Annotated in this window: 21 protein-coding genes, 1 tRNA gene and 1 riboswitch; of the genes, 10 read left to right on the forward strand and 12 right to left on the reverse strand. The window is 56.7% G+C overall.

What is annotated here, in order from left to right; genetic code table 11:
• Positions 1-181: 181 nt before the first annotated feature.
• Entirely contained in the window at positions 182-925 is a 744-nt protein-coding gene (locus NIZ92_RS01815; protein WP_021447056.1) for an enoyl-CoA hydratase/isomerase family protein, read from the reverse strand.
• A gap of 13 nt (positions 926-938) precedes the next feature.
• The gene (locus NIZ92_RS01820) at positions 939-1,910 is read right to left on the reverse strand and encodes a nitronate monooxygenase family protein (RefSeq protein ID WP_009462684.1); all 972 of its coding nucleotides are present in this window, start codon (positions 1,908-1,910) and stop codon (positions 939-941) included.
• Between the two features lie 246 nt (positions 1,911-2,156).
• On the opposite strand from NIZ92_RS01820, the gene NIZ92_RS01825 reads away from it, so the two are divergent.
• Both NIZ92_RS01825 and NIZ92_RS01830 read left to right on the forward strand, forming a co-directional pair.
• Complete coding sequence (locus NIZ92_RS01825; RefSeq protein WP_254002604.1) at positions 2,157-3,389, forward strand: CaiB/BaiF CoA-transferase family protein; 1,233 nt, start codon at positions 2,157-2,159, stop codon at positions 3,387-3,389.
• 31 nt (positions 3,390-3,420) lie between these two features.
• The gene (locus NIZ92_RS01830) at positions 3,421-4,956 is read left to right on the forward strand and encodes a 3-hydroxyacyl-CoA dehydrogenase (RefSeq protein ID WP_026484074.1); all 1,536 of its coding nucleotides are present in this window, start codon (positions 3,421-3,423) and stop codon (positions 4,954-4,956) included.
• A 181-nt stretch (positions 4,957-5,137) separates the two neighbouring features.
• Here the strand turns inward: NIZ92_RS01830 and NIZ92_RS01835 are convergent, their stop codons facing one another.
• Together NIZ92_RS01835 and NIZ92_RS01840 are read right to left on the reverse strand one after the other, a co-directional pair.
• Positions 5,138-5,740: a hypothetical protein gene (locus tag NIZ92_RS01835; RefSeq protein ID WP_254002605.1), complete on the reverse strand. Its 603-nt coding sequence runs from the start codon at positions 5,738-5,740 to the stop codon at positions 5,138-5,140.
• Between the two features lie 183 nt (positions 5,741-5,923).
• Positions 5,924-6,817 carry a cytochrome c5 family protein gene (locus NIZ92_RS01840; protein ID WP_203145166.1) on the reverse strand — a complete coding sequence of 298 codons (894 nt, stop codon included), beginning with the start codon at positions 6,815-6,817 and terminating at the stop codon, positions 5,924-5,926.
• A gap of 243 nt (positions 6,818-7,060) precedes the next feature.
• Here NIZ92_RS01840 and NIZ92_RS01845 point away from each other — a divergent pair.
• A tRNA-Arg gene (locus NIZ92_RS01845) sits at positions 7,061-7,135 on the forward strand.
• Between the two features lie 400 nt (positions 7,136-7,535).
• On the opposite strand, the gene NIZ92_RS01850 is transcribed toward NIZ92_RS01845, so the two are convergent.
• The 3 genes from NIZ92_RS01850 to gshA all read right to left on the reverse strand — a co-directional run bounded on the left by NIZ92_RS01850 (position 7,536) and on the right by gshA (position 12,123).
• Positions 7,536-8,312: a class I SAM-dependent methyltransferase gene (locus NIZ92_RS01850; RefSeq protein ID WP_254002606.1), complete on the reverse strand. Its 777-nt coding sequence runs from the start codon at positions 8,310-8,312 to the stop codon at positions 7,536-7,538.
• Entirely contained in the window at positions 8,309-10,363 is a 2,055-nt protein-coding gene (locus tag NIZ92_RS01855) for a TonB-dependent receptor (RefSeq protein ID WP_254002607.1), read from the reverse strand. Before NIZ92_RS01855 ends, NIZ92_RS01850 begins: the two co-directional genes overlap by 4 nt.
• A 176-nt stretch (positions 10,364-10,539) precedes the next feature.
• Positions 10,540-12,123: a glutamate--cysteine ligase gene (gene gshA, locus NIZ92_RS01860; RefSeq protein WP_254002608.1), complete on the reverse strand. Its 1,584-nt coding sequence runs from the start codon at positions 12,121-12,123 to the stop codon at positions 10,540-10,542.
• 194 nt (positions 12,124-12,317) lie between these two features.
• Between gshA and NIZ92_RS01865 the strand changes: the two genes are divergently transcribed.
• Positions 12,318-12,848, forward strand: a complete 531-nt coding sequence (locus tag NIZ92_RS01865) for a hypothetical protein (RefSeq protein WP_026484092.1) — start codon at positions 12,318-12,320, stop codon at positions 12,846-12,848.
• Here the strand turns inward: NIZ92_RS01865 and NIZ92_RS19605 are convergent.
• Positions 12,778-13,053, reverse strand: coding sequence for a response regulator transcription factor (locus tag NIZ92_RS19605; protein WP_009462666.1), 276 nt, complete (start codon positions 13,051-13,053; stop codon positions 12,778-12,780). The two genes, NIZ92_RS01865 and NIZ92_RS19605, sit on opposite strands and share 71 nt — an antisense overlap.
• Before the next feature lie 203 nt (positions 13,054-13,256).
• Positions 13,257-13,335: riboswitch (SAM riboswitch) on the forward strand.
• Here NIZ92_RS19605 and NIZ92_RS01875 point away from each other — a divergent pair.
• The 4 genes from NIZ92_RS01875 to NIZ92_RS01890 all read left to right on the forward strand — a co-directional run bounded on the left by NIZ92_RS01875 (position 13,325) and on the right by NIZ92_RS01890 (position 17,068).
• Positions 13,325-14,569, forward strand: a complete 1,245-nt coding sequence (locus NIZ92_RS01875) for a homoserine O-acetyltransferase (protein ID WP_035269235.1) — start codon at positions 13,325-13,327, stop codon at positions 14,567-14,569. (Overlaps the previous riboswitch by 11 nt.)
• Positions 14,566-15,195, forward strand: coding sequence for a methionine biosynthesis protein MetW (gene metW, locus NIZ92_RS01880; protein WP_009462662.1), 630 nt, complete (start codon positions 14,566-14,568; stop codon positions 15,193-15,195). The genes NIZ92_RS01875 and metW overlap by 4 nt, the downstream gene beginning before the upstream one ends.
• A 17-nt stretch (positions 15,196-15,212) precedes the next feature.
• Positions 15,213-16,442, forward strand: a complete 1,230-nt coding sequence (locus NIZ92_RS01885) for a muropeptide transporter (protein ID WP_080655531.1) — start codon at positions 15,213-15,215, stop codon at positions 16,440-16,442.
• 8 nt (positions 16,443-16,450) lie between these two features.
• Positions 16,451-17,068 carry a trimeric intracellular cation channel family protein gene (locus tag NIZ92_RS01890; RefSeq protein ID WP_009462658.1) on the forward strand — a complete coding sequence of 206 codons (618 nt, stop codon included), beginning with the start codon at positions 16,451-16,453 and terminating at the stop codon, positions 17,066-17,068.
• Positions 17,069-17,088: 20 nt separating this feature from the next.
• Here the strand turns inward: NIZ92_RS01890 and NIZ92_RS01895 are convergent, their stop codons facing one another.
• The 4 genes from NIZ92_RS01895 to NIZ92_RS01910 all read right to left on the reverse strand — a co-directional run bounded on the left by NIZ92_RS01895 (position 17,089) and on the right by NIZ92_RS01910 (position 19,286).
• Entirely contained in the window at positions 17,089-17,823 is a 735-nt protein-coding gene (locus tag NIZ92_RS01895; protein ID WP_021447054.1) for an LrgB family protein, read from the reverse strand.
• Complete coding sequence (locus NIZ92_RS01900) at positions 17,823-18,173, reverse strand: CidA/LrgA family protein (protein ID WP_009462654.1); 351 nt, start codon at positions 18,171-18,173, stop codon at positions 17,823-17,825. Before NIZ92_RS01900 ends, NIZ92_RS01895 begins: the two co-directional genes overlap by 1 nt.
• Before the next feature lie 145 nt (positions 18,174-18,318).
• Positions 18,319-18,816, reverse strand: coding sequence for a RidA family protein (locus NIZ92_RS01905; RefSeq protein ID WP_143241221.1), 498 nt, complete (start codon positions 18,814-18,816; stop codon positions 18,319-18,321).
• 92 nt (positions 18,817-18,908) lie between these two features.
• Positions 18,909-19,286, reverse strand: a complete 378-nt coding sequence (locus NIZ92_RS01910; protein ID WP_009462650.1) for a RidA family protein — start codon at positions 19,284-19,286, stop codon at positions 18,909-18,911.
• A 117-nt stretch (positions 19,287-19,403) separates the two neighbouring features.
• On the opposite strand from NIZ92_RS01910, the gene NIZ92_RS01915 reads away from it, so the two are divergent.
• Together NIZ92_RS01915 and NIZ92_RS01920 are read left to right on the forward strand one after the other, a co-directional pair.
• Positions 19,404-20,279, forward strand: coding sequence for a phosphorylase (locus NIZ92_RS01915; protein WP_254002609.1), 876 nt, complete (start codon positions 19,404-19,406; stop codon positions 20,277-20,279).
• A gap of 337 nt (positions 20,280-20,616) precedes the next feature.
• Positions 20,617-21,396, forward strand: coding sequence for a helix-turn-helix domain-containing protein (locus NIZ92_RS01920; protein ID WP_035269240.1), 780 nt, complete (start codon positions 20,617-20,619; stop codon positions 21,394-21,396).
• Positions 21,397-21,539: the final 143 nt, after the last annotated feature.

The following is a 21,539-nucleotide window of genomic DNA, read 5'->3' on the forward strand; positions in this document are numbered from 1 at the left end:
GTTGCAGCGCAAAAAATAAAATACAGCGATTTTTTTTTTGCACGCAAGATTTTTTTGCGAATACGGTAAAAAAAATTAGGGACCTGCTCTCACAGGCCCCTTATCACCCGTCTGAACCGGGTGCAGTGTGGCAAGATCGCTGCACATGCGGGTTTGCGCAGAAATCAGGTCCACACAAGCGCTATTTGCCGCTGCGGTTCTGGCTCATTTGCCCCAGAATCTGCAGAGCTTCTTCGCCTTCCAGCAGTTCGGAAAACAGCTTGCGCTCGCGTTCCAGAACCTCCAGCAAAACTTCGCGCTGGGGTTCTCGTAGCAGACGCTTGCTGGTGCGCAAGGCAATGGGAGGCTGCTCGGACAACGCGTGAGCGCAGGCACGGGCGGCTTCCAGGCTATTGCCGTGGTCGGTCAGTTCAGTGAGCAGGCCGTCTTCCATGGCTTGCTCGGCACTGAAGGCTTGTGACAGCAGCAGCCATTCGTTGGCACGGCGTGGCCCCACGTACTGCGCCAGCAGGTGGCTGGAGGCGCCTTCCGGGCACAGGCCCAGTGCGGTGAAGGGCATGCGCAAACGCGCGTCCCGGGCCGCGTACACAAAGTCCGCGTGCAGCAGCAAGGTTACGCCAATACCCACCGCGTGACCTTCTACGGCCACGATCAGTGGGATGTCGGCCTGGACCAGACTGCGCAGGAATTTGATCGGTGGCGGCATGTCGCTATTGCGCACATTGGACAGCTCCGAGATGTCGTTGCCGGCACAGAAATGCTCGCCCGCGCCGGTCAGAATCAGGGCACGATATTTCTGGTTCTGATTGGCCTGGTCGATGATGTCGGCCAGCTCTTCGTACATGGGGCCAGTCAAGGCATTGCGTCGTTCCGGGCGGTCCAGAATGACTTCCAGCCAATGGCCTGCGTCATGAGTCCGTATCATGGCGTGCTCCTGTTCAGGCGAAGGGGGAGGCCAGCAGTGCTGCCTTGGCTTCCTGGTATTCGCGATGCAAACGGGCCACGATGTCGGCAGTAGATTCCACCGAGTCAATGCCACCAATGCCTTGACCAGCGCCCCAGATGTCGCGCCAGGCTTTGCTCATGCCCGAACCGAAGGCGGTGTCGGCATTTTTTTCGCTGTCCAGCTTGTCCGGGTCCAGGCCTGCCGCGCGGATGCTGTCCTTCAGGTAGTTGCCGGGAATGCCGGTAAACAGTGGGGTGTAGACGATATCGGCGGCACGACCCTTGACGATCATGTTCTTGTAATCGTCCGAGGCATTGGCTTCGGTACTGGCAATGAAGCGCGTGCCGATGTAGGCCATGTCGGCCCCCATGGCTTGGGCCGCCAGAATGTCGCGACCCCGGCTCATGGCGCCGGACAGGGCAATCGGGCCATCAAAAATCTGACGGATTTCGTTAACCAGCACAAAGGGGCTCAAGGTACCGGCGTGGCCGCCAGCACCTGCAGCCACCACGATCAGGCCATCCACACCCGCTTCCAGCGCTTTTTCAGCATGACGCAAGGTAGTCACGTCGTGGAAGACTTTGCCACCCCAGGCGTGCACATGCGGCACGATGTCTTGCGGGGCGCGCAGGCTGGTAATCACCAGTGGCACCTTGTGGTCGGCGCACACACGCAAATCCTGCTCCAGGCGGTCGTTGGATTGGTGGATGATGTGGTTGATGGCGTAGGGGGCGATGCGGCGCTCGGGATGGCGCTCGCGTAGTTCGGCCAGGGTGTCGTCGATCTCGTCCAGCCAATCCTTGAGCTTTTCCTGGGGGCGGGCGTTCAAGGCGGGGACGGAACCGATGATGCCGCTGGCGCATTGTGCAATCACCAGGGCGGGGTTCGAAACAATGAACATGGGCGCTGCCATTACAGGCAGGGTCATAGATTGATAAAGCTGCTGCGTTAATGCCGATGGCATAAGGTCGGTCTCCTGTTATCGAAAGAAGTGCCCTGCCTCTTGAAGGGGCGGGGTCCTGCAAGGAAGATCTGCCGCTGATAATCTATCGTCACCTATTCTAGGACGGTTTATCGTCGCCCGGCTTGGTGCGCTGCACAAATTCCTCCGGCCTCGAAAATGACCATGGTTTGAGCACTTTTTTCTGTCCGTAGGCCGGACTAAGAAGACGTAGTGCACAATAAGCGACTTGAAGGATTTTTGTTTGCTATGACCACGACTGAACGAAAAGCGCCCTTGGCGGGATTGCGTGTTCTGGACTTGACGCGCGTGCTGGCCGGGCCCTGGTGTACTCAAAACCTGGCTGATCTGGGTGCGGAAGTCATCAAGGTCGAACGTCCCGGTGCCGGGGACGACACCCGAGGCTGGGGGCCGCCGTATCTGCAGGATGGTCATAGGGCGGACACGGAAGATGCGGCCTATTTTGGGGCTGCCAACCGTAATAAAGAGTCCATCATCCTGGATATAGGCACTGCACAAGGTGCCGAGGTGGTGCGTCAGCTGGTCAGTCGCTGCGATATTCTGGTGGAAAACTTCAAGGTCGGTGGCCTGAAAAAGTACGGACTGGACTATGAAAGCCTGCAAGCCATCAACCCGGCCCTGATTTATTGTTCGATTACCGGATTTGGGCAGACTGGCCCCTATGCAAGTCGTCCAGGATATGACTTCATGATCCAGGGGCTGGGTGGTTTGATGTCCCTGACAGGTGAGCCAGGTGGTGAACCGCAAAAAGCGGGTGTGGCTGTGGCCGATGTCATGACAGGCATGTACGCCACCGTGGCTGTGCTGGCAGCCGTGGTGGAGCGCCACCGTAGTGGCCTGGGTCAGCATCTGGATATTGCTCTGCTGGATTGTCAGGTGGCCATGATGGCTAACCAGAACATGAATTACTTGTGTACCGGACAGGCGCCACAGCGCCCCGGTAATGCACATCAGAATTTGGTGCCCTATCAGGTCTTTGAGGCCAGTGACGGGCATTTGATTGTGGCGGTGGGCAACGATGCCCAGTTTCGTAGTTTTGCGCGGGAGCTGGGTCATCCCGAGTGGGCGGATGATCCCCGTTTTGCGCGCAATGCCGGACGAGTCATGCACAGGGACGAGTTGGTGCCCATGCTGGCGCAGATCATGCGAAGCCGCAGGCGCGATAGCTGGTTGCAGACGCTGGAAGCTGTAGGTATTCCAGCCGGGCCCATCAATACGATGGAACAGGTTTATCAGGACCCGCAGGTGGTGGCGCGCGGCTTGCGCCTGGACTTGCCGACCGGGCAGGGGGGGAGCGTGCCTTCGGTAGCCAGTCCTTTACGTTTGTCGGCCACGCCGGTGCAGTATCGCAGTGCGCCCCCGCGTCTGGGAGAACACACCCGCGAGGTCCTGGCACGAGTGCTGGAGCTGTCGCCCGACAAGGTCGAGGCCCTGATGTCCGGCTCCGCTGCACAGGCTTAATTTTTATTGCTTTTCGATCAGGTTGTGAATCATGAAACAGATACAAACCATCGCTATTGTTGGCGCAGGTGCTATGGGACGGGGCATTGCCCAGATTGCTGCCCAGGCTGGCAAGCAGGTCTTGCTGTATGACCTGAATGCGGACTCGGTCAAGGCGGCTTTGGCGGATGTACACGCCGTCTGGAGTCGTTTGCAAGAAAAAGGCCGCATGACGGCGGAACAGGTGGACGCGGCCAAAGCGTGTCTGCAAACCGCCAGCGATCTGCAAGCCTTGGCCCCTGCCGATCTGGTTGTGGAAGCCATTGTGGAGCGTCTGGACGTCAAGCAAGGCTTGCTGCAACAGCTGGAAGAGATTGTGTCGGCCGACTGTGTGCTGGCCTCCAATACCTCTTCGCTGTCCATTACCGCCATTGCCCAAGCCTGTCGTCACCCCGAGCGTGTGGCTGGCTATCACTTCTTCAACCCCGTGCCGCTGATGAAAGTGGTCGAGGTTATCGACGGTCTGCGCACCTCTCCGGAAGTGGGCGATGCCTTGATGCAAGTGTCGCGCGATATGGGCCACACGCCGGTGCGCGCCAAGGATATGCCCGGCTTTATCGTGAACCACGCCGGTCGTGGCATGAACATCGAGGGCCTGAAAATCGCCCAGGAATGCGTGGCGCCTTTCTACCAGATCGACGCCATCATGCGCGAGCAGGCCGGTTTCCGCATGGGGCCCTTTGAACTGCTGGATCTGACCGCGCTGGATGTGTCCCATCCGGTCATGGAGTCCATTTACCGTCAGTTCTACGACGAGCCGCGCTTCCGTCCTTCGCCCATTACCGCCGTGCGTCACGCCGGTAAATTGTTTGGTCGCAAGAACGGCGAAGGTTTCTACAAGTATGAAGATGGCAAGAAACAGGTTCCTCAAGAGCCTGCTGTTCCCGCTGTCACGTCCTTTGCTCCTGTGTGGGTCTCGCCTTACCACGAGCAAGGTCAGGCTCGCGCTCTGCAGTTGCTGAACGAACTGGGTGTGAAAGTGGTGGAAGGCGACCAGCCACCGGCTGATGCGCTGATTCTGTTGACGCCTTATGGTGAAGACGTGGCGACTTTGGTGTCCTTGCATGGCCTGGACCCAGCTCGCACCGTGGCGCTGGATACCTTGTTCGGCTTGGAGAAAGGCCGCCGCCGCGTGCTGATGTGCTCGGCTGCGACCACACCAGAATGGCGCGATCAAGCCTGGGCCATGTTGGCCAGTGATGGTACGGCGGTTAGCGTGATTGAAGACTCTGCCGGTTTTGTGGCCCAGCGTTTGGTGGCTACCATCGTGAACATCGCCAGCGATATCGCTCAGCAGCAGATAGCGACCCCATCAGATATCGATGCCGCTGTGCGTCTGGGCCTGGGTTATCCGCACAATGGCCCGCTGTCCATGGGTGATGCCGTTGGCTCGCGTGATTTGCTGGATGTGCTGAACACTCTGCAAGCTGTCACGGGCGATATGCGTTATCGCGCCAGCCCCTGGCTGCAACGCCGTGTCCAACTGGGTATGTCCTTGACGGCATTGGCTCAGTGCAAGGCGCAGTAAGGCCTGAGATTGCTCTCTTGGACGCTTTATAGCGTGTTCTAGAGGTAGATCAGCCTACAAGCTTATGAGTCGGCCTGAGTCCGGGATGACACCGGACTCAGGCTTTTTTATTGGCAGCCTGAACCAGGTGCTCAATAAACGGATGCTTAGGCCGGGCTCAGGGCTCCAGGAGAGCAGACTATTACTTCTGTGTTTTGGTCGCGGGTATTTTCACCGAAGCCAGATCGGGATACAGCTCGATCAGTTCGGGCAGCAGCGCATCCTCGCTGAGCGGGATGATGAAAATCGTCTTGCCATCTACGCTGGCCAATGTGGGATAGCTAAGCTCAAAGGTCTTGCCGTTTTTCTTGAAAGTACGGCTGTAGTTCAGCACGGCGTAGTCGCGGCCTGTGCTGGTTTTGCCGAACTGTGCAGTATCCACGTCGTAGTGGCCAGACAGAATCTGTACGGGCTGATGCTCATCCATAGAGCGGCCTACCCGGATAAGTTCGGCAACGGTCTCTGCATGGTCCTTGCCCATTGCCTTTGAAATTTTCTGAATCTTGCGCGGCGACTGAAATTGCAGAATTGTTTCCAGGTCTCTGGCCATGGTGGCTTGCAGCAGCGTGTGCATAGCCTGCTCCAGGCTATCTCGATTCAGGATGCTGGTAGCCTGCGCTGTGCTCTGTGTGGCTGCCGTTGTTGACTCATTGGCGAAAGCCTGGGCCGAAGGAAAAATTAAAGCGGCAAGTGCTGACAAGACGCCCGTCACGGTCAGACGGGCAGCGGAAGTAATACGTGTCATGGTAAGTATCCGCAGCTGTTAGATAGCCGCAGTCTGCAGTGATCCAAGGGCTAGATTGTAGGGGGCGTGTCCTGCATCAGTCACCTGCAAACCTTTTCAGGCAATAAAAAAGCCCGATGAATATTCATCGGGCTTTTTTGTATCCCCAGGCTTTGTACGGTGACAGAGCCTGGGTGCGCAGTCTTACTTGGCGGCGTTAACCATGTGCTGGATGGCAGCACGGATTTCGTCGTCGGAGGCTTGAGAGCCACCGCGTGGAGGCATGGCGCCTACACCGTGAATGGCTTTTTGAACCATAGTGTCCATACCGGATTCGATATATGGCTTCCAGGCCGCTTGATCGCCAAACTTGGGCGCGCCAGCAACACCGGCTGCGTGACAGGCAAAACAGATGGTGTCGTACAGCTTGATACCGGCGGGGTCGACCTTGTTGTCATCCGCAGCAGCGGTTTGGCTTGCTTTGGGAGCTTCTGCAGCAGGAGCCTCTTCAGCAGGCTTGGTATCGGCAGCCGCAGTGGCTTCAGGCTTGGCGTCAGCTTCTTCACCTTCTGGTGCGGGAGCGTCGGGTTCCTTGAAGTCAGCGCCAGCGGCGTTAGCCATGTAAGCAACGGCACGAGCCACTTCGATGTCGTCCAGCGAAGGGTTACCACCCTTGGCAGGCATGGCGCGGATACCGTGAATAGCGTTCTTGACCAGCTCGTCCTGACCCAGCTTGATCAGCTCGCCCCAAGCGCCCTTGTCGCCAAATTTAGGCGCACCGGCTACACCGGCGCCGTGACAGGCGGTACAGGTGGTTTCGTAAACTTGCTGACCAGTCTTCAGCTCTTTGACGGCATTGGCGTCAACCAGTTTGAAACCGGCAACAGGCTGAATGCGGGCTGCAATGGCTTCAGGGGAAAGGGCGGCGGAGCCAGCACCTGCACCCATGGTGGAGGTAACCAGGCTGACCAGCATGACAATAATCGCGATGGGCACCAAGAAAGCCAGAGCCACGGTCACAAGCAATTGTTTAGGGGTTTTGATCATGGCTGAGTGACCCTCGTTGTGTTCTTCGGGTTTTTGTTCCGTGTTGCTCATTATCGGATCCTGCGAGTTCGTACAAGAAATGACGGGAGGGCCTTAAAAGGCCACCAATAAAGGCTTGCGCCTACCTAATGGGTGTGCGCAAGGACGTGTCTACCAAGCCACCGACCCAGATCGCGCAACCATGGATTATAGCGGAGTGTGTCGCTCTTGTATCTGACTCTTGATTTAGCGCACTCATAATTGCCGGATAGATGCTGAAAAAAACTCCAAACTCGCGCTACAATAGCGAGCTTGGCGTCCGTAGTTCAATGGATAGAATTAGGGTTTCCGAAGCCCTCGATACAGGTTCGATTCCTGTCGGACGCGCCAGAACTTCTTGTTTATACGGCTCTTTAGGGCTGCTTTTCAAGACCTGGCTTGAATTTCCAGTTATAAAGTGTCGCGATGCAAGCAGCCAAAGGCTGCTTTTTTTGTGTCTGTTGTTTGTCAAAACACGGTCTCATGCACGGTTCAGGTGAAGTGGGCTAATTATTGATCCTGATCATTTGGCCTGGGACGAAATTGCGTATTCGCCTGCGTTGACAGGCGAGCTTGCGCTTGGGAGTTTGGCCGGGACAACGATCAGGCGTATAGGCGATGTCTGGACAGGCAGTGCCTGGAGTCTTGAACTTGTGGCCGTCGCTACAACCAGATGTGCTGCCATCGAAGTCTATGCAAGACAAAAGGGGCCGAAGCCCCTTTTGCTTTTTCCTGAGCAGCTTTCTGGTTTTTAAACAGCTTCGGCACAAATCACATAGTCGTGGCCATGACGCAGACCACCCAAGGTCTGGTTCAAGGCCAGAGCTTGCTTGCGCAAGGCTTGGACATGCTCGGACAAGGCAATGGCCAGGTTGCGGTCCTTCAGACGGCGCAAGCGCCCGTCACACATATCCAGTTGACCGTGGATAAAGCTGTCGCCGTAACGAATGCCAAAGCGCTGCGCATCCACACAGCGATAGCCGGACTGTCGCAGGTGGCGCAGGACCCAGTCCATCGGGTACTCGCGATACGGGCGCTCGCCTGCCAGCAGCAGGCAGGCATCACGCAAACGGCCTATTTCCACAATCAATTTGCCCGCCGGGTCCGTGCTGCTATAGGGCACGTAGGGCTCCAGACCAATAATGTAGAGACGCTGGCCGGTGAGCGGCCGCAGGCGGCTGAACAACTGGTCCTGGGTGTAAGGGGCAAAGCCGTCTATGGCACCCAGTAGATAATCGGCCAGAACCGTATCAAAGCGTTCGCCCTGCAAAAATTCAGGGTCGCTCCAGTTGCCCACCAGCAGACGGTCCTCGGGGCGTTTTTGATCGCCCAGCTCGCGGGTGACTTGCTCGGCCATGCTGGGAGAGGCGGTAATGGCCGTCCAGCGTTCTGTGTCCAGCGTCAGCAACCAGCGCAGCGAACCCTTGCCGGTGCCCGCATCCAGAAAGTTGCCCCAAGGGCGCTCGCCCTGCATGTCGGCCACGATCTGGTAGAGGCGGCTACCCGTGTGTATGGCGGTCTTGCTCAAAATTCCACCTGTATCCCGGCCAGGATGTTGCGTCCCATCAGCGGGGCCTGACGGGCAATAAAGGAGGTATGGCGGTAAGCCAACTTGTTCAGCAAGTTATTTCCTCTCAGGTACAGGGTGTAGGTGTTCTGATCCATATGCAGGCGGTAGCTTAAACCCATGCTGAGCAAACCGTAAGACGGCGAACGCTCTTCATGTTCAGCCAGTCGGTCCTGGGCAAAGGTGTGGGTGTAGCCGACAAAGCCGGACCAGTTCTGCCAGTTCAGATCCGTGCGAATACCCAGGCGGGCGGCGGGCATGCGGGGCAGGTTGCGGCCAGGATCTTGCAGTTTACCGCGCACCAGATCGCCATACACGCTGACCGAGGCCCAGGATGTGACGGGGTAAGAGGCTTCTGCTTCCAGGCCCCAGAATTGAGCCTTGTCCTGGCTGTATTGGATCAGCTGAAAGTCTTCGTGGCGGTCCAGGCTGCGGCCATAAATGTAGTTCGAGCTACGGGTGTAGAAGGTACGCAGATCAAAGTGCAGATCGCCCAGGTGTTTTTGCAGTCCCAGGTCCACCGTATGGCTGGTCTCACGATCCAGGTTCGGATCGCCACGCTCATAGCTCAACGTGGCAAAGTGCACGCCTTTGGCAAACAGCTCTTGAGCTGTGGGCAGACGCTGAGAGCGGGACACGGACAGGCTGGCGGCGTATTCGGGTGCGAAGTCCCAGACCGTACCTAAAGAGAAGGAGGTCGCCGTGCCTTTGCGGCGTTCCAGCGTTTGCGAGTCGGGCGTGACGGTTTGCCATTCCTGACGTGCGCCCAGTTCCAGACGCCAGTCGTCCCAGTTCACGCTTTCCAGAAGGAACAGGCCCTGGCTGCGAGTACGGGTGGGCGGAATGAAGTTTTCAGTACCGTCGCGGGACGCAAAATCAGACTGGCTGGTTTGCAGGCCGATGACCCCTTCAAACGGCCCCCAAGGGTTGTGTTCCAGCTCCAGGCGCGTGTCGTAACCGCGATTGGTGAAGCGGGTGCCATCAATATCGCCATCTTTTTCAACGTGCTGGTAGTTGGTCGCACCAGCGCGCAGGCGAGCCCGTTTGAAGCCGGGCAGAGGGTCACGCAGTTCGCCACGGATATCGAAACGCTGAGTACGCAGGTGAGCGGTGGCCGAGTGTTCGTGATCATGTTCGTGGCTGTGGCCATGATCGTGGTCATGGCCGTGATCGTGACTGTGGCCGCCGCAATGCAGAGTGGCACCGTGCGGGTGGCAGTCCTCGTATTCGTGGCTGTGACCGGGCAGACCGTAGCTGCCTTCACGGTAGGAGTAGGCCGCGCCTATATAGCCACGGTCCCCAATAAAGGAGAGGCCAACGCTGCCTGTGTCCGTGCTGGAGTCGGAGTCCTTGACGCGTCCATCGGTCCAGTTGGGGACGCGATAGTCGCGGCTACGGTGCGAGGCACCTTCTACGTGCAAGGCGATATTGCCTTCGCCGGCTGTCATCTCGACTGCGCCGATTCTGCCACGATCAGCCGTGGAGCCCTGGGCACGTACCGAGCCTTCAAAACCTTTTTCGGGGATGGCTGTGGGGATTTTGCGATCCAGCACGTTGACCACGCCACCAATAGCACCGCCTCCGTAAAGCAGGGCCGATGGGCCGCGCAGCACCTCGATGCGATCCGCTTGCCAAGTATCGACCGTGATGGTGTGGTCGGGCGAGATGGCCGAGGCGTCCATGACTTCTGCGCCATCGCTCAGGACTTTAACGCGGGGTGCAGTTTGGCCGCGAATGACGGGGCGGCTGGCACCGCTACCAAAGCTGTCTACATGGATGCCGACTTCACCGTCCAGCAATTCACCCAAGGTGCTGCTGCGGCGCAAATCCAGTTTGGGGCCTTGCAGGACCGTGCTGGCGGTGGCCAGCTCGGTTTGTCGCAAGGCCAGGGGGCTGGCAGAGATTCGGATAGGGGCCAGTTCAGGGACAGCTTCTTCAATTTCATTGGCTTGGGCAGAGGCGCACAAAAGCAGCGCCAGGGCTAGTGGCAGGGGACGGGGTTGGAAACGCATCTCATCTTCCGGTTTGTTAATTTTCGAGATGTTATAACATAACAATAATTATTTGAAATAGAGGAAAAGCCATTTTGAGAACAGGGAGAAAGAGAAACTTCTTGCTGTATGAGCATGCAGGTAACGGTGAAAAAAAAGCCGCCCTGGGGCGGCGGCTTGTTGTCGTTGTGTGTCGCTTAGCTGTTTTCCAGTTCAGGCGGAATCAGATTGCGTTCGTAGCGATGGACGTAGTCCTCAAAGGACTCCTGATCCTGTGCTTCGATATCAATCTGGGCTTGCAGAGACTCTTTGGCCTGTTGCTCGAAAGCGGCTTGCTTGTCGTCAGGCAAGGGATGGGCCAGCAAGGTTTGGTGATGCTCGCGGCTGCGTTGCAAGGCGTAGTCGTGAAAGCTCAAACCGGTTTCGCGCAAACGGCTCAGCAGTTGAGCCGACGGTGTCAGTTCCGGGTTTTCCAATTTGCGGATTTGGGCTTGCACAGCTTCGGTGTGACCTTGGGTATCCAGGGCCTGATCCAGCATTTGCGCGTAAGGCAGCAGCGATTCCAGAATTTCGTGCCCCCAGTCTTGCAGGCTGACGCTTTCTTTTTGCTGATTGGTCAGCATCAGGCCGGGGCGGCGGCCTTCACGCACAACAGTCGCAAAGTTGTTCTTGCTGTCCTGACAGTAGCCGCCGTCCGGGAAGAAGGGGCTGTCTTGCACGGCACAGAACAGCAGGAACGTATCCAGGAAGCGGCAGGTTTGCTCGGAAATTCCAGTGGGTGATTCAGGGTCTATATCCAGGCAGCGAACTTCAATGTATTCCACACCGCGCTGGGCCAAGGCTGTAGCCGGGCGCTCGCTGCGCTGGGTGGTGCGCTTGGGACGAATGCTGGAGTAGTACTCGTTTTCAATCTGCAGGATATGGGTGTTGAGTTGAATCCACTCGCCATCGCGGTGGGTACCCAGTTTTTCGTAATCCGGCCAAGGAGTTACGGCAGCGTGATACATGCGCATCACAAAGGTGTCCAGGTCGTTGTAGCAAAGCTGGAGCTCGGCCTGGGCTTCCTTGTTGTGATAGCCCAGATCGCTCATGCGCAAGCTGGTTGCCCAGGGCATGGTCAAGGTGTCCTCGTCGATCTTGTCCAGATTGTTGCGGCGACCTTGCAGGAAGTTCGTATCCAGCACGGGCGAGGCACCAAACAAGTACATCAGTAGCCAGGAATAGCGCGTGAAGTTGCGGATCAGCGCCAAATACCCGTTGGAGCGCTGATCTTGCAGATTGTCGCCACAGACATTCAACAAGGGCCAGATGCCATCAGGCAGGGAAAAGTTGTAATGCACGCCGGCAATACATTGCATGGGCTTGCCATAACGTTCGGCCAGGCCACGGCGGTATACATGCTTGAGCATGCCCGTGTTGGAGTTGCCGTACCAGGCAATGGCAATGTCTTTTTCGGCGGGCAGCAATGCGGGCATGGACTGGTTCCAGATAATCTCCTGGTCCAGCTTGCCGGCCACAAAGGTGTGGATGTCGGTCAGCTCCTGCAGCACGTCCTCGACCCGGGCTTGCGGCTCGGTAATCAGCTCCAGCAGGGCCTCGGCGTAGTCGGTCGTGATATGGCCGTTGGTCAGGGCCGACCCAATGGCTTGCGGGTGGGGGGTGTTTGCCAATTGGCCCAGCGCATCGACGCGCAGTCCTTCTTTTTCGATGCCGCGCAAGATTCCCGTCAAAATCTCGGGATTCTGTTGCAGGGCAAGGCGGCGTTCGTGGCTGGTGTTCATGGTGGTGTTTCCCACTTTCGAAATCGGGTGCAAGATACGGGACTGTTCAAGGGGGCCTGGCCCCGTCTATAAATAGTAGTCCGACCAGACTTGCTTTGTTAAGTTGCGCCAAAAGGCGTATCGGGCAGGGCGAGTATAAGACGGCTGTTTAGCCAGCCGATGAAAAGCATGAAACGGGATATGGGATTAGCACCATGATGATCAGGCGCATTACCGCGGTACTGGCGGCTTTCTTGATGTTGGCAGCCTGCAGCCCAGAGTTTAACTGGCGCAAGGTTCAGCTTGAACAAACGGGCCTGTCGGCCATGCTGCCCGGCAAGCCCACGACCAGTCACCGACTGTTGGATTTCGAGCAGCATCAACTGGATTTTTACCTGACCACCGCCACGGCGGGCGGGCAAAGCTATACCGTGGGCCATGTGATTTTGCCCAAGGAACTGCAGCAGGACGAGGCCGCTCGCCAACGCTTGTACGAGGCACTGCACGATTCCCTGCGCGAGAAATTCATACCCGATGGGCAAGTCAGCGAGAAAAACCAGATACAACTGCCGCCACCCGGACAGATTTTCTTCATGACGCGCGATGTGGGCGGTGTGGCCTTGCGCCTGGAAGCGATGATACGCATGGAGCCAGGCTGGCTGGTGCAGGGTTTTGTTATGACGGATTCCGGGAAGGCCCCGGACGCGGCTCAGGCAAAGGTTTTCTTTGACGGCTTAGCTCGCTAGCCGGGTCGCCGCTGATCAGGTGCTGCTGCAAGGCCAGGGTAATGGCAGCTTGGCGGCTATAGACTCCAAGCTTGGCGTAGGCGTTCTGGAAGTGGAAGTTGATCGTGCGTTCAGTAATGCCCAGGATGATGCTGATTTCCCAGCTGGTCTTGCCATGGGCAGCCCAGTTCAGGCAGGACTGCTCGCGTGAAGTTAAGTGCGTCACGGTAAAGCCATTCCTCATGCATTCGTGGTAGACGTCGGGCCAATGTACTCAAATTTAGCTTAGCTGGCAGACAAATGTGCATGAAAATAATGATGTAAATCAAAGCATTGTCTTTTCTATGACGTTACCGTTGCCCAGAGTTCTGAATCGATCCTGGCTGGTCGATTTGGACGCCGCGCCGCAGCGATGCTAGAATTTTGTCTTATACGTTTTGCGCCGATTTGCCTGATCCGCTTGCGGGCGCTCCATAAATCCAGCTAAAGAGGTCCTGATGGCCACTGATTCCGTCCCTAGCGCCGATACTGGCGCCCTTAGCCCATCCTGCGGTTTGATCCCCGAAGGTTCTGTGGGCCCTGTACATGCCGAACTAATCGCCTTTGACGAACCCCTGCATCTGCGCAGCGGGCAAGTGCTGCCCAGCTACGAGCTGGCGGTCGAAACCTACGGCACCCTGAACGAAGAACGCAACAATGCGGTATTGGTGTGTCATGCACTCAATGCCTCGCATCACGTTGCCGGTTATTACGACGACGATCCTAAAAGCACTGGCTGGTGGGACAATATGGTCGGCCCCGGCAAAGCCGTTGATACGGATCGTTTTTTTGTCATCGGGGTCAACAATATCGGCTCCTGCTTTGGCTCTACCGGCCCGTCCAGCATCAATCCGGCCACTGGCAAACCTTGGGGCTCCGAGTTTCCCGTTTTGACGGTAGAAGACTGGGTGCGTGCCCAAGCCCGTCTGGCCGACTACTTTGGCATTCGCAAGTTTGCGGCCGTTATGGGTGGCTCCCTGGGTGGCATGCAGGCCCTGAGCTGGGCCATCAGCTGCCCGGAGCGCGTGGAAAACTGCGTGGTCATTGCCAGTACCCCGCGCCTGTCGGCCCAGAATATCGCTTTTAACGAAGTGGCCCGCAGCGCCATTTTGTCCGACCCGCAGTTTCACGGTGGTAATTACTACGAACATGGGGTGGTGCCCAAGGCTGGCCTGGGTGTTGCTCGCATGGTAGGCCACATCACCTACCTGTCCGACACCGTCATGGCCGAGAAGTTTGGCCGCAACCAGCGTGCCCCAGCCCAAGGCGGCGAGTACCACTACAACTACGGCGTGGAATTCGAGGTCGAGTCCTATCTGCGTTATCAGGGCGAAAAGTTCTCGCGTTACTTTGACGCCAATACCTATCTGATCATCACCCGTGCGCTGGATTACTTTGATCCGTCGCGTCAGCACCAGGGGGACCTGGTCAAGGCGCTTGAAAAGGTGCAGGCCAAATTCCTGCTGGTGTCTTTCACCACGGATTGGCGTTTCTCGCCCGAGCGCTCGCGCGAAATCGTGCAGGCTTTGTTGCGTAACCAGCGCGAGGTCACTTACGCCGAAATTGATGCTCCGCACGGGCACGACGCTTTCTTGTTGGAAGACCCTCGTTATCATGCCGTTGTGCAGGGATACTATGACCAGATTGCCGCTAATTTGGGCTTGCCTGCGCGCACCCGTACTACAGGGGTGTTGGCAGAATGACTAAGCCGCAAACTCAGGTGGATGCCGCCATGTTAAGACCGGACTTGCTGCGCATTGCGCAGTGGATTGAGCCAGGTTCGCGTGTGCTGGATCTGGGCTGTAACGATGGCACCTTGTTGGCGCATCTGCGTGACACGCGCCAGGTTGTCGGAACGGGGGTGGAGCTGAACGATCAGTTTGTGATTGCTTCGGTACGCCGTGGCGTCAATGTCATTCAGCAGGACTTGGAAAAAGGCCTGGCGCTGTTCAGCGACCAGCAGTTCGATACCGTTGTCCTGTCCAAGACACTGCAATCCATGCACCATACCGAGCACATCCTGCGCGAGATGGCGCGGGTGGCGCGGTATGGTATCGTCTCGTTTCCTAACTTCGGTTATTGGCCGCATGGCTGGAGCATTTTGCGCGGGCGCATGCCAGTCACGGGCGAAATGCCTTACCAGTGGTACAACACGCCCAACATCCATTTGTGCACCATGAAAGACTTTCAGGATCTGGCCCAGGCGGTGGGCGTACGTATTCTTGATCGTGCTGCCTTCAATGGTCGCGACACGGTGCGTTTTTTGCCGGGCTGGCGCAGTACCCTGGCCATGTATCGTTTCGAGTCTCCCCATTTTCTTGCTGCTTAGCGCTAATAAGGCCTGACGTGTCACGTGTCTATACCAGTCCCCGAGTCTTGCCTTTGCTGATTCTGGGGTTCGCCAGCGGCCTGCCTCTGGCCCTGGTTTCAGGCACCTTGCAGGCCTGGGCAACCGTTGAAAATGTTTCACTGACCGAGATTGGTTTTCTGACCCTGGTCGGCTCGGCCTACACGCTGAAGTTTCTCTGGGCTCCCCTGATTGATCGCTACGCGCCGCCGTTCATGGGGCGCAGGCGCGGCTGGATCCTGGTCACTCAACTGCTGCTGGCCGCCTCCATTGCGGCCATGGGCCTGTTTTCTCCCTCGGTGAATTTGACCGCACTGGCCTTGCTGGCCGTGTGGGTGGCCTTCTTGTCGGCCACGCAGGACATAGCCTTCGATGCTTATTGCACGGACGTGCTGCAAGCACATGAGCGAGCGGCGGGGGCGGCGGTCAAAGTCATGGGCTATCGCATTGCCATGATTGTGTCCGGCGGCCTGGCCCTGATTCTGGCGGACCGCTGGCTGGGCTGGTCCAACACGTATTTTCTGATGGGTGCCTTCATGGCGCTGTGCGCGCTGGTGACCCTGATTTCACCCGACCCACAGGAACAAAGCCGTCCACCGCGCAGTTTGTCAGAAGCCGTGATCGCGCCTTTGGCCGATTTTTTCTCGCGTCCAGGTGCCTGGAGTGTTCTGGCGCTGATTGTGCTCTACAAGCTGGGTGATGCTTTTGCAGGTGCCTTGTCCACCACTTTTCTGATTCGTGCAGCCGGCTTTACCTTGTCCGAGGTCGGCACTATCAACAAGGTGTTTGGTCTGGCTGCTACGGTCGTCGGAGCCTTGATGGGTGGGGCGATCATGGCCCGCCTGGGGCTATACCGGGCCTTGATGATTTTTGGTATCTTGCAGGCCGTCTCCAACCTGGGCTATTGGCTGATCGCGATTGAAACCGCGCCATCCATGTGGCTGATGGGGATTGTGGTCGGTCTGGAAAACCTGTGTGGTGGCCTGGGCACAGCGGCTTTTGTCGCTTTGCTGATGGCTTTGTGTAATCGGACCTATTCCGCCACTCAATTTGCGCTGCTGTCGGCCCTGTCGGCAGTGGGGCGTACCTATCTGGCCGGGCCTCTGACGCCTGTGCTGGTCGAATCCCTGGGTTGGCCAGGCTTTTTTATTTGTACCGTCTTTATTGCTGTGCCTGGCTTGCTGATGCTGCGTTGTTATCGGGGTCTTATTCAACAGCTTGATGCGTAAAAAATATCATGCTCTTACTTGTTCTCTACATTATCGCCATCACTGCAGAGGCCATGACCGCAGCGCTGGCCGCGGGCCGTCGTGACATGGATTGGGTGGGGGTCTGTACCATCGCCTGTGTCACCGCTCTGGGCGGTGGCTCGGTGCGGGATGTGCTTTTAGGGCATTACCCGCTGACCTGGGTGCAGCATCCTGAATACCTCTGGATCACGGCAGGGGCGGCCATTCTTACGGCTTTGATCGCTCCGATCATGCGGCGTTTGCACAGCCTGTTCCTGCTGCTCGATGCCATGGGACTGGTGGTCTTTACCGTGATTGGCTGTCAGATCGCGCTGGAAATGAAGCTGCCCATTACGGTGGTGCTGCTAAGCGGCATGATTACCGGTTGTGCCGGTGGCGTCTTGCGCGACATCTTGTGTAATGACATCCCCTTGCTGCTACGCAAGGAGATGTATGCCAGCGTATCCATGCTGACCGGCGCTTTGTATCTGGGTGCCCAGCATCTGGACTGGCACCCGTATGTGACCCTGCTGGGTCCCATGATTATCGGCTTGAGTTTCCGTATGCTGGCTCTGCACCGCAATTGGCAGATGCCCCGCTTCGTCTATCGAGACGAGTGGCGCTAGAGCCAGCCTGTCTTGCCGGGTCAGGCCACGCCTAACCAGCGCAGGACTATAGGAACAAAAGGAACCAGCACGGCAGTCATGATCCCGTTCAGGCTCAGGCCAATGGCGGAAAATGCCCCAATCGTTTCGTGAACCTGCAAGGCACGTGCCGTACCAATGGCATGTGCCGTTACACCCACCGCAAAGCCCCGAGCCTCGGGGCGATCAATGCGCAGCAAGTTCAACAGCGGGCGCGCCATGATCGTGCCCGCAATCCCGGTAATGGCAACCGCCACAGCAGCCAAGGAAGGCTGACCGTCAAATTGTTCTGCCAGGGCCATGGCAATCGGCATGGTGGCCGAGCGTGGGGCAACCGACATGATGGTTTCAATTGATCCGCCCAAAGCCCAGGCAATCAGGACCGTGCTGAAAATAGCGGTAACCGAGCCAATGATCAGGGCAATGGTCAGCGGCTTCCAGATCTTGCGCAGCTGACGCAGTTGACTGTAGAGCGGTACAGCCAGGGCGACGGTTGCCGGTCCAATCAGGAAGTGAATGAACTTGGCCCCTTCAAAGTAAACGGGGTAAGGCGTGCGGGTCAGCAAGAGCAGGGCCACAATCACAACGACCGAGACCAGAATCGGCAACAAAAAGGGGCTACTGCCCGACTGGCGGTACATCCAGACCGAGCCTGCGTAGACCGAGCAGGTCAAGGTCAGCCACAGCAGGGGCGAGCTGGATAAAAAGACCCAGATTTGAAAAAGTCCGTCCGTCATTATTCTTCTTCCTGACGATTCTTAAGCAGACGATTGAGCACCAGGGCTGTGACCACCATGGTGATGACGGTGCCGCCCAGGGTGGCGATCAAAAAGGGCTGCCATTCCTCGGCCACCCGATCAAAATACAACATCACGCCAGTGACAGCGGGGATGAACAGCAGCATCAGGTTCTGCAGCATGACACTGGCCGTGCTCTCCAAAGAGCTGGGCACGCCGCCTCGAATCAGCAAGGCGGCAGTCAGAAGCAGCATGCCGGCCAAAGGGCCTGGCAATGGCAAGGACAAGGTCTGCACCAGGATCTCGCCTAATAGCTGAAAGGCGAAAAGGGCAGTAATCGCGTAGATCATGAGAGTTTCCGTAAAGGCACGAAAACGCCAGGCGGCAAGCCTGGCGTGGGTAAAGGGTCTGGCTAAGGGTGTTAGTGTGCCATACAAGATAGCCAGGCTGTAAGCGTGCTGCTTATATCGAATTGCCTATAGTAAGTGGCCTGCATCAATGCTTGGCGGGGCTGTTTTGCGCACCCATCCAGGCCTGAACCTCAATTTCCACATCCACACCGCCCGCCAGTTTGGCTTGTACCAAAGAGCGGGCCGGGAAGTTGCTGCCCAGGCGTTCTTTATAGATTTTGTTGAATTGCTCGTACAAGGCAATATCGGATAAATAGACCGTGGCTTTGACGACATGGCTGAAGTCGGCACCTGCCAGCTTCAGGGTCTCTTCAATCCGGTCCAGCGTGGCATTGGTTTGATCTTCAATGCTGCCGCGTATGATTTCGCCTTTTTCATTCAGCGGGATTTGTCCCGACAGGAATAGAAAGTCCCCGGCCTGCACGGCGCGGGAAAAAGGCATGTCCGAATCGCCCAGATAGCGTTTGATCGCAGTCGGTTCTGCGGTTTTGCCCGTGTTGGTGGCATAGGCGAGGTTGCTGGCGCCAAGACCTAAGGCAGAACAAGCCAGCAAAATGTGACGGGCCGAAGCAAAAAAACGCATCAGGATTCTCCTTGGACTAGGGGAATTCAGTGTGCCATAGCCAGGGCCAGGCAGCGTTAATTTGTGTGACGGCCCGTCGGCCTTAAGGCTGCTTAGGCGCGATCGCCCAGCCAGGCCTGCACTTCGATTTCTACGTCTACGTTTTTGGCCAGCTTGGCTTCAACCAGTGAGCGGGTAGGCAGGGTGTCGCCAAAGCGCTCGGCGTAGACTTTGTTGAAGTCGGCAAACAAGGCCATGTCGGACAACCAGACAGTGGCTTTGACTACATCGGCCAGAGTGGCGTCAGCCAGAGCCAGGCCTTCGATCAGGCGATCAAATACAGCGTGGGTCTGGTCCTGGATGGAACCGCGCACCACTTCACCTTGGGCGTCGTAAGGAATCTGACCGGACAAGAACAGAAAGCCGCCAGCCATGGTGGCACGCGAGAAGGGCAGTGGCAGTGGGCTGGCAATACGGCGGATACCGGACATGGAATACTCCTGATAGGGATGGTGGAAAATTCGGACTAGGCAGCAATGCGCGTTTATTCGCGTCTCTTGCCTACAATAAGGCGTCACTATACAACTTCAAATGAGGAGCGAGACGACGTGAGCAAGGAAATTTTGCAACGCCTGGACCAACTAAGCCAGGCCGCGCTGGCCAGCGGTGATTTGTTGCCCGTGCAAGCTCAGGAAGAGCTGATGCACGATCAGGGGCTGACATTTTTTGTGCGTTGGGTATCCACTCTGGCGGCCAAAGATGCCGCCAGCGTCTCGATTCCAGGTGGGCCACGTGACCCCAACTTCAATCCCTTTTTGCCACCTGCCCCGGCACTGACAGTGGATGACGCCAGTAGTACGCACAATATCGTGCTGAACAAGTTTGCCGTCTGTGATCTGCATCTTGTGCTGGCCGACAAGGTGTTTTCCGAGCAGCTCAGCCCGTTGCGCGAGATTGATTTCCGAATTCTGGCGGATTTCCTGGCCGTGCAAGGCGGTCTGGGCTTTTATAACGGCGGTGGCCCGGCTGGGGCCAGTCAGCGTCATAAACATACACAATGGATTCCACAGGCGGCTAGCAACGGCTCGCTGGCCCTGTGTCTGGACAAGCTCCCCACCCAGGCTGCGGCAGGCAGTGCGCATCAACATCCCGCGCTGGCTTTTGAACACTGTTTTGTGCGTTTGCAGGATGCGCAGGAGCCGGAAGTCTTGGCAGCCAGTCTTTTGAGTTCGTACCGAACTGCCTGCAATGAGTTGGGATTGGAACCGGCAGAAGATGGCTTGCTGCCGCCACATAATATGTTGGCAGGCCAGGGGTGGATGCTGGTGGTGCCCCGCAGCGTGGAGTTAGTTGACGGTATTTCGGTCAATGCACTGTCGTATGCAGGCTGCATTTATGTGCGCACCCCCGAGCAAATAGATCTGGTCCGCCAAATTGGCCCACTGGGTGTGCTGGCTCGTGCAGGCTATGCTCGCCGCGCCTGATCGCTGGGTTTGACCCTGGTGGACACGATGAACCCCGCTACGGCGGGGTTTTTATTTGTGTGCTTGCGTATTGTTTGGATGCTTAATTTACTGATTTGAAACAAAAGACAAATATTTGAATGTAATGAAGTTTGTTTTTCGGATCTTTGCCATTTGAGGCGGCGTTTAATGGGTTTAAAAGGAAATGAACTGAAATAATGTAACTTTTGTTGTGGAAATAAATAGAAATACAGCGTGTCAGAGAATAAGAGGCTTAATGTGTAAGCGTTTTTAATTATTAGAATTACCATCAGCTTGGAACAACACTAACTTGTCTGTCTCCAGAGGTGGATTGCTTATGTGTATCTCGTCTGAAGCTCATATTTTGGTTATTGCTCCAGAACCTGCTGGTGTGGCCGATTTACTGGTTTTGTTACGGACTAGTTTTGCCCGTATTAGTTTTGCCTTGGATGCGCAGCAAGGCCTGGCACGCTGTCAGTCTTTGCAGCCGGATTTTGTATTGAGTGAGTACAACTTGCCTCGCTTGCGGGGTGATACGTTTATGCGGATGTTGCGTGCGAACCCCCAAACTGCCTCTATCCCGGTTGTGTTCATGTCGGCGGTTTCGTGCCCGGACAGTCAGCTCATGGCCTTGCGCAGTGGAGCTCGCGATTTCATTGCGTACCAAACCAATGTGCAATTAGTTATGGAGCGCATTCGCTTGCATCTGGGTTTGAAGGAAGTCGTGGGAAATAAAGGGCAGCCCAATAAAAATAAGGGATGGGATGGCCTTTCCAGGCTGCCTGCGCGACATCATCTGGTTGATGCCGTGCAGCAGTACGTGCTGGACAATCTGTCAGATTGCTTGACGGCCGAAAGCTTGGCGGAGATGTTTGGAACCACGGCTCGTCGTCTGAACGAGCTCTTTAAAACGAGTTGCGGCGTGACGGTGCATGATTTTGTACGCTCCAGCCGCATGCGTTATGCCATGCAGTTGCTTCGGCAAACAGACATGGCGGTAACCAACGTGGCGGTGGAGTCCGGCTATGTCAATCCAGCCAATTTTGCGACCGCGTTTCGTCAGTACAGTGGCTTGTCTCCATCTGTGTACAGACAGCGTAACGGTACTAATATTTAAAACGAAAATGAAATAAATAATTTAATAAAATGTTGTTTTGCAATGATTCAAATGGCTTCTGTGGAAATTCAAAAGTAATTATTAAAAAACGGTAAGAAAATAAAAATATCCGAATAGGGATGAGGGTTCGGTAAGAATTTCCT

It is taken from the genome of Alcaligenes sp. 1735tsa3 (assembly GCF_024134565.1).
Classification (GTDB): domain Bacteria; phylum Pseudomonadota; class Gammaproteobacteria; order Burkholderiales; family Burkholderiaceae_B; genus Alcaligenes; species Alcaligenes phenolicus.